The organism is Streptomyces sp. A012304 (assembly GCF_026008495.1).
Taxonomy (GTDB): domain Bacteria; phylum Actinomycetota; class Actinomycetes; order Streptomycetales; family Streptomycetaceae; genus Streptomyces.
In genome coordinates this window covers 158,279-164,735 of sequence record NZ_BQUN01000001.1, presented here as the reverse complement: position 1 = coordinate 164,735, position 6,457 = coordinate 158,279, and the positions used below count along the sequence as shown (strand labels likewise).

At 70.8% G+C, this 6,457-nt stretch carries 8 protein-coding genes and 1 tRNA gene; 5 read left to right on the top strand and 4 right to left on the bottom strand.

The annotated features are described in order from the left end of the window. Nucleotides 1-2 precede the first annotated feature (2 nt). Nucleotides 3-76 (bottom strand) — tRNA-Met (locus tag ALMP_RS00755). Between the two features lie 212 nt (nucleotides 77-288). Between ALMP_RS00755 and ALMP_RS00750 the strand changes: the two genes are divergently transcribed. From ALMP_RS00750 to ALMP_RS00730, 5 genes are all read left to right on the top strand, one after another. Beyond that, nucleotides 289-1,449: a hypothetical protein gene (locus ALMP_RS00750; protein ID WP_264923886.1), complete on the top strand. Its 1,161-nt coding sequence runs from the start codon at nucleotides 289-291 to the stop codon at nucleotides 1,447-1,449. A gap of 187 nt (nucleotides 1,450-1,636) precedes the next feature. Continuing rightward, nucleotides 1,637-1,792, top strand: a complete 156-nt coding sequence (locus ALMP_RS00745; RefSeq protein WP_264923885.1) for a hypothetical protein — start codon at nucleotides 1,637-1,639, stop codon at nucleotides 1,790-1,792. 12 nt (nucleotides 1,793-1,804) lie between these two features. Next, on the top strand, nucleotides 1,805-2,608 hold the full coding sequence (locus tag ALMP_RS00740) for a hypothetical protein (protein ID WP_264923884.1): 804 nt from the start codon (nucleotides 1,805-1,807) through the stop codon (nucleotides 2,606-2,608). Between the two features lie 95 nt (nucleotides 2,609-2,703). Continuing rightward, nucleotides 2,704-3,267 carry a hypothetical protein gene (locus tag ALMP_RS00735; protein ID WP_264923883.1) on the top strand — a complete coding sequence of 188 codons (564 nt, stop codon included), beginning with the start codon at nucleotides 2,704-2,706 and terminating at the stop codon, nucleotides 3,265-3,267. Nucleotides 3,268-3,331: 64 nt separating this feature from the next. Beyond that, a complete protein-coding gene (locus ALMP_RS00730; protein WP_264923881.1) occupies nucleotides 3,332-3,571 on the top strand; it encodes a hypothetical protein in 240 nt (79 codons plus the stop codon). A gap of 96 nt (nucleotides 3,572-3,667) precedes the next feature. On the opposite strand, the gene ALMP_RS00725 is transcribed toward ALMP_RS00730, so the two are convergent. The 3 genes from ALMP_RS00725 to ALMP_RS00715 form a co-directional block, all read right to left on the bottom strand. Next, nucleotides 3,668-4,651 carry a hypothetical protein gene (locus tag ALMP_RS00725; protein WP_264923880.1) on the bottom strand — a complete coding sequence of 328 codons (984 nt, stop codon included), beginning with the start codon at nucleotides 4,649-4,651 and terminating at the stop codon, nucleotides 3,668-3,670. Nucleotides 4,652-4,848: 197 nt separating this feature from the next. After that, nucleotides 4,849-5,367 carry a hypothetical protein gene (locus ALMP_RS00720; protein WP_264923878.1) on the bottom strand — a complete coding sequence of 173 codons (519 nt, stop codon included), beginning with the start codon at nucleotides 5,365-5,367 and terminating at the stop codon, nucleotides 4,849-4,851. A gap of 352 nt (nucleotides 5,368-5,719) precedes the next feature. Continuing rightward, nucleotides 5,720-6,445, bottom strand: coding sequence for a hypothetical protein (locus ALMP_RS00715; RefSeq protein WP_264923877.1), 726 nt, complete (start codon nucleotides 6,443-6,445; stop codon nucleotides 5,720-5,722). Between the last annotated feature and the right edge of the window lie 12 nt (nucleotides 6,446-6,457).

Genomic DNA, 6,457 nt, shown 5'->3' with positions numbered 1-6,457 from the left:
AGTAGCGGGGACAGGATTTGAACCTGCGACCTCTGGGTTATGAGCCCAGCGAGCTACCGAGCTGCTCCACCCCGCGTCGGTGCCCCTGACTATACGGGAAAGCCGAGACCCTCAAACTGAATATTGCTTAATTGGTTTTACTATGGTAGACTTGAGATCGCTCGGGCGGACAGCGCGCCACGCCGGCTACGGCCCTACACAGTCCGAGGGAAACCGCCGATCCAGGAGAACCTCTTGTCCTTCCACTCACCTACCGAGCTACGGCTCGTTCTCCGCCAGGACGTTACCGTGCCCGCCGTCGGGATGTTCGACCGATTCACCGGGCATGCCCGCTATCAGGTCACCGGTGACGAGATCCGCGGCACGTTCATCGTCGTCCCCGAAACCGCCCCCGGAAGCGACACCTGTCTCGTTCGGGTCGTCTACGGCGATCATCCCGAGACGCCGCAGCGCGAGCGGGTGGACGAACCCCGCATCCGCCGGACCCGCGTGCGCGGCGAGTGCGGGCCGCTCGCGGTCGATGCGCTTCCTGATGCGTCCCGGCTGGACGCGCGCGGCCAGTGGGTCAGGTCGGACGGGACACTGCGACCCGTTCCGCGCAGCACAGCGCGGTCGCTGGCCGAAGTCGTGCGCGCCGTGGTCGCGCACTGGGCCACCCGGCCCAACCGACTCGGGCTTGTCAGGGCCGCCGCGCGCCATGCCCAGCAGCAGCCCGACACCCCGAGCCAGGCGGCACGGGAGGCGGTGGAGCGGGAGTTGGAGAGCATCCGCGCCCAGATCAGGCAGCACTGGTCCGTCCTCCAGGAGCTGGAGGCGGTCGCTCAGGCCGACACCCCGACGCTGCCGGTTCTGCCGCCGCTCCTCCACATCAACTACCTCGACCCCATCAGCGGCAGCACCGGTATCCTCTCAGCCCGCCCCCGGCTCAACCCTTGCGACGGGACGATCACCTACACCGTGACGGGGGGTGCACGGGTGCGCGGAGACTTCACGGTCGGCCCGGTGCGCCTCAGCCGCGACCCTCTCCCCGGCGGGGTGAGCGTCCAGCTCGGAGCCGGTCTGCTCCCCGACGGAACGGGCCGGGAGGACGAGCCGGTGGTCAACGGCATCCGGCTGCGAGGCTCGTGGAACTGCACCGACGCCGGGGCGTTCACGCTGGCGCTGCCCGAGTCGATTCCGGGTGTCCGGCGGGCCGACCGCCCCGACCGTCCGCTGCCCGCCCACACGGCCGCGTGGATCAGCAGCGTGATCCGGGCGCTCGCGGTCGCTTACCGCGACCGCAACGACGTGGACGTGCTGCGCCTGGTCGCCGGGAAGAGCCGGGTGGACCAGCTGCGCCAGGCTCCTGCGCAGGCAGTCGCCGAACTCCGTCGGCACGAGGCGGCCGCAGAGGCACGCCTCACCGCCGCCCGAGAGGCCGAAGCCGCCTTCGCTTCTCTGTCCGCCTGACGCCGGGCGGGGCCGCCGCGCTCCGGGGAACGGGACAACGCGGCCCCATCAATTGTTTAATTGGATTTATTGCGGTAGCATTGTTGTAGCGGGCGTGAGACGCCTCATCTCCCTCACGTGACCGCAGACCCGCGCTCCGCACTCACCCAGCTGATCAGCCGGCCCACACCGAAGCCAGGAACATCTCGTGAGCGCACCCATGACCATCATCGTGGTCACCGCCGATGACCTCTGGGCAGCAGCCGCAGAGATCGAGCAGCACGGCCGAGTCGAATGGGCAGACCAGGGTGGCAACACCGTCCGCCTGGAACTCCCCCGCATGACAACGGCCGCCGACTCGTAACAAGGAAGAACCATGCACACACCCGATGCGGCGGAAGCCACGTCACTCTCCGCCGAGGTCGCCGCACTGCTCCCCGAGCGCCACAACACCGGCTGGACCGTCAGCCCGGCCTCGGTTGCCGCCTGTCCGGCCGCGCGCCTGAGCGACGGCCCCCGCCACTTCCTCCTAACGACGGACAGCGGTCGTACCACGCTGCTCACGGGGACGCCGCACACGGCCGAGGTGTCGCTCACCGTCGCGGGCAGCGCTCCGGCTGCGGTGGCGAGCGCGGCACTGCGTTCCCTGCTCCCCCGCATCGACGGTGCCGTCGATGCGCCCCCGTCCAAGCAGCCGCACCGTCTCGCGTACCTCGCCGAAGTCGATACTCGGCTCCGCGAACTCGGCACCCTGGCCCAGCAGTTCGACCGCGCCGACAACACCACTGGGCTGGCCTGGCAGTGCCACGACGCGACCGTGAGCTTCACCCTGCACGGCGCGTGCGCCACAGGGGCGGTGAGCTTCGCCGGAGGACTGGAAGCCCTGGAGCGGTTCCTTGCCCCGTTCCTCCCGCCACATCCCGGGCCGGGCCGTGTCCGCGCCGCTGTGCAGCGCAGCTGCGGCGGCGTCGCCCGGCGCGTCGTGGCCGCGTACCCGCATGCCGTCGAATGCGATGCAGACGGCTTCGTCCGGTTCGCGGACGCAGACGGCGGGCCGCTCCAGGGCTGGGTGATGCCGCGCGACGTGAACGGGCTGGTCGGACCGAGGACACCGGTCAGGGCCGGAATCATCGGTGTCGGCGTCGACCTCGTACTTTCCGCGCTGCCCACGATCACCTGAGCCACGTCCTCGCGCGCAAGCAGGGCCGGTCCGTCACCACCCGGTCCGTCGTCCACACAGCAGCACCGCACCACTCGATCCGAGGAACCCCCGAAGTGAGCACCGCAGTCGTCACGAGCACGTTCACTCATCCCGACGTCGTGGCAGCGATCGACGCCGGAACGAAAATGGCCGCCGACGAGTCCGGCCGTTCCCTCACCTCCGAACGCTTCACCTGGGCCACCGCAGCCGCCCTGACCTACCTCGACAACACCGAGGCGCCGTGGGCAGACGTACAGGCCCGGCACCTGGAGATCACGGCCGCGCAGGCCGCCGCCGGCCGGGGCGACGAGGTCGAGGACACGTCGGACCTGTACGAAGGCATGCGCTACAGCCGGGGGCAAGTCTCGGCTGCCGTGAACGCGGGAGTCGACGCCGCCGCCGAAACGATCCGCGAGCAGTGCGCGGACGACATCGACAACCTGACGGTGAACGCCATCCTGACGCTTCTGGACCACCCCGACGCCTCCTTCGCCGACGTCGTGGCCGAGTGCTACGACGGCGAAGGCGCCGATGACGTCAGCGGCTGGCTCACCGATGTCCCGGCCGACAGCGACGCCGACTTCGAGGCCCTCCAGGCGGCCCGGATCGACGCCTATCTCCGATCCGTCGGCCTGTGACCATTCCGCGCATCCCTGGCGCCGGGCGGCAGCCCGCCCGGCCCGCCGAAGGAAGGAATCTGTCGTGTCCGTAGTCCTGATCGGCCGGTGGGACGCCGAAACCCTGGAGATCGAGGAGTCCCACACGGTCGGCGACGGAGACCAGGAAGCGATCGACGCCCTGCTCAGCGGGCGCACCGGCGACTGGTGGTCATGCGAGTACCTGGTCGACCGTCACCGTGACGCCGTTCAGCTCGCTTACGAGGGCCTTGCCCCCGGGCAGGCTCTCGTCGACGAGGCCGAGGGCTTCGATCCCTCGCCTTGAGTCCGGCCTGCCTGCGCTATGGGGCGCCGCGCGGCGGCCCCGTCTTCTGCCGGTTCACGTTGTCCACGGGGAGCGTGCAGTGCTGCTGCCGCGCCTTCAGGCCGCCTCGATAGCGGGCGGCAGAGCGATGGCGGCGGCCTCCTTCGCGGTTTCCAGCGCGGCGGTGAACGTGGCCGCGACGGCCGCCGCCTGGGCGTTCATGCCATCGATCTCCGCTACAGCGTGATCATGGCGAGCAGTGCGGGCCAGGAGTTCGAGAACAGCTGCGCTGCCCTCGGTGAGCTGCTGGATCTGCTTCAGTTCCTGGAAACGGTCGTCGGCCCGGCGGACTTCGTCGGCGTACGCCTCCAGGGCAACGACCCGGCGTTGGATGCCTTGGAGACTGGTGGCGAGGGACTTGCGGCGTACGTCGATCACTGCGGCGACCATGCTGCCCCTGGGCTTGTCGGGTTCTGCCTTCATCAGACGGCTGTACTCACGCAGGGCCTCGGCGATCTCCCACTCCTGGTGGGGGAGGGCCACCTCGTTGCGCTGTCGGTCGATCAGGTCGCAGCGGTGCACGGACGAGCCGAGTACGGTCCTTCTCGCCTGCTGGGCACGGGCCAGGAGCGTTCGGGCCTCGTCCGTCAATTGCGATGGCTGTACGTACCGTGCTCGGGACTCGTCCAGTTCCCGCAGCGCCGCGTTGTAGGCGGCCGTCTCCATCACCCTGAAGACAATGAGGACCGCGAGCCCGGTGACCGCGAGCGGCCAGAGCCGCTCGATGCCGCTGTGCAGCGCCTCGAGCGTGTTCCCCACCGTCTCGTGGAGGGCGTCGGAGAGGCTGGCCGTCGGCAGGTCGTCTGGAGGCTTCTGCGTCCGGTCGGCGCCGGTGGCCCGCCACATCAGTGCGGCACCCGCCGCTACGACGCCCCCGCGTACGACCTCGGGCGCCGCCGCCCGCCACAGGCTTCTCCGGCGGCCGCTGTAGCGGTGCGGGTGTTTCTCCGCCTCGCGCAGCAGCTGGCGGGCCGACTCGGGCAGTTGCGGATCGGCGACCGGTTCAGCCGCCTTGCCCGGCGGCGGCACGGCCTTCGTCACGGCCCTGATCTTTCGCTCGAACGCCTTCGCCGGCGCATGCGTCCGTGTTCCCCGCAGGAGGGGGCGCGCTCGTCTGACCGTCCGCCCGCTGTCGCCTGCGCCTCCTTCCGCAGCGGCGGGCCGGGGCGCACCCGGCTTCCGCACGATGACCTTCGGCAGAGGCCGGGTGCGCCTGGCCGTCCGGCGGGCCCCGCCCTTCATGCGTGGGTGATCATTTCGGTGACGAACCACACCGCCCAGATCAGGGGCAGGACCGCGACGTACGCCATCGGCCGCTGGTGGACGGGCTTCCCCTCCTGGATGCAGGAGACACCGTGGGCCGGCGGACCGGGCGTCGGCAGGGCGGCGAGCTTGCGGCTGGCCAGGAGGTTCCAGACCAGAGTGAACGGGCTGAAGAACACCAGCGAGAACGGAGACCACCAGCCCTGCCACAGGGTCTTGGTCGTCAGCTCGCGGACCAGCGCCGTGCCGCACGACCGGCAGAAGGGTCCGTCGATCTTATGGAAGCGCATCATCAGCAGCAGACCCTGGTGCGCGCGCACGGTGACGGCTGCGGCCGGCTGGGCGCCGCAGATGCGGCAGGCCAGTACACCGCTGTGCCAGCCGGGGTGGGCGGATGACGCGGAGGCCTGCGCTGCGTCGGGGGCGGGCATCGTCCACGGCGGGGGCGTGTAGGCGGGGGCGTGGGAGTTCGGCTGCGCGGCCGGGGTGCTCATCAGACGGTCTCCTGGAATTGGGGCGGTTCGGAAGGGACAGAGCCGGTCCACCTGTACCGGGTGGCCGGTGGGCGGAAGGGGCTGCTGAGCCAGTCGCTGCCCGTCGGTCTCGCCACGGCGGTGAGCGCGGCCACGGGAGTGGTGACGGGCTCGGTGAACGGGGAGGAGCTGGGGCGGGGAGCCTGCAGAACGAGGCGAGGCGGTGGCGCGGCGGCGTGTGAGAAGCGCGGCTTCAAGGCGTCGGACGGGGTGCGCGGGGCCTGCCGAGCAGGCCGCGCCTGATATGCGCGGCTGCGGCCGGTGAGGTTGCGGTACCGCGGTTGGACGGCGGGGCGCGGCGGGGAGAGCATCGTCATGCGCGATCCCTGGTCAGTCGTTGCAGCAGGCCTGCGAGGGTGGCGTGGTCATAGGGGGTGATGCGGATCAACGCGTGAGCGGCCGCGAAGCCGGCCCCGCCGGGGCTGGTGTCGCGGTCGGAGTGGAGCCAGGCGGCGACGGCGTTGTTCAGGCTGCGACGGCTCTGCTCTTGAGGCCCGCCGAGCCGGTGGGTCGCGACGGCGGCCTCCGCGTAGAGAGAGGCCGCGGCAGCATTGTCTCGGGCCATCGCTGCGAAGTGCGCCTGTAGTTCGGTACCCATCGCCACGTACGGGTGATCGCGGCCGTGCTGGGTGATGAGGTGCTGGGTGGCGCGGCGGGCGGCCTGCTGCGCGGCACGCCACTGCCCGGCGCGCTGGGCTGCTCGGACGGTGGCCAGCAGACCGGTTTCCTCGGGGATGCCCTGGTTCCAGAGCGGGTCGACGGCGGGTGCGTCGGTGGGCGGGTCCTGGTCGGCGTGGACCGTGCCGCCGGCGGTTATCTGCTGGCGCTCGACGTGCCCGTTGGAGTGCCCGATGGACAGCCGGATCGGTCGGTTGTGCCGTGCGGCGGCGGCACGCAGCGGTCCGCGCACACGTTCGATGAGGGCCTCGAGCTGGTCGGGCGGGCCGTCGTGCAGGAGCCCTTGGGCATGGATGCCGCCGCGGGGCAGGACGATGAGGGTCTCGTGGATGTCGGGGGTGGGTGACAGGCCCAGGTGCATGGTGCGGCTTCC

Coding starts and splice junctions, on each gene's coding strand:
- ALMP_RS00720 (WP_264923878.1), bottom strand. CDS start 5,367: ATGAGCACCCCGGCCGCGCAGCCGAACTCCCACGCCCCCGCCTACACG.
- ALMP_RS00740 (WP_264923884.1), top strand. CDS start 1,805: ATGCACACACCCGATGCGGCGGAAGCCACGTCACTCTCCGCCGAGGTC.
- ALMP_RS00715 (WP_264923877.1), bottom strand. CDS start 6,445: ATGCACCTGGGCCTGTCACCCACCCCCGACATCCACGAGACCCTCATC.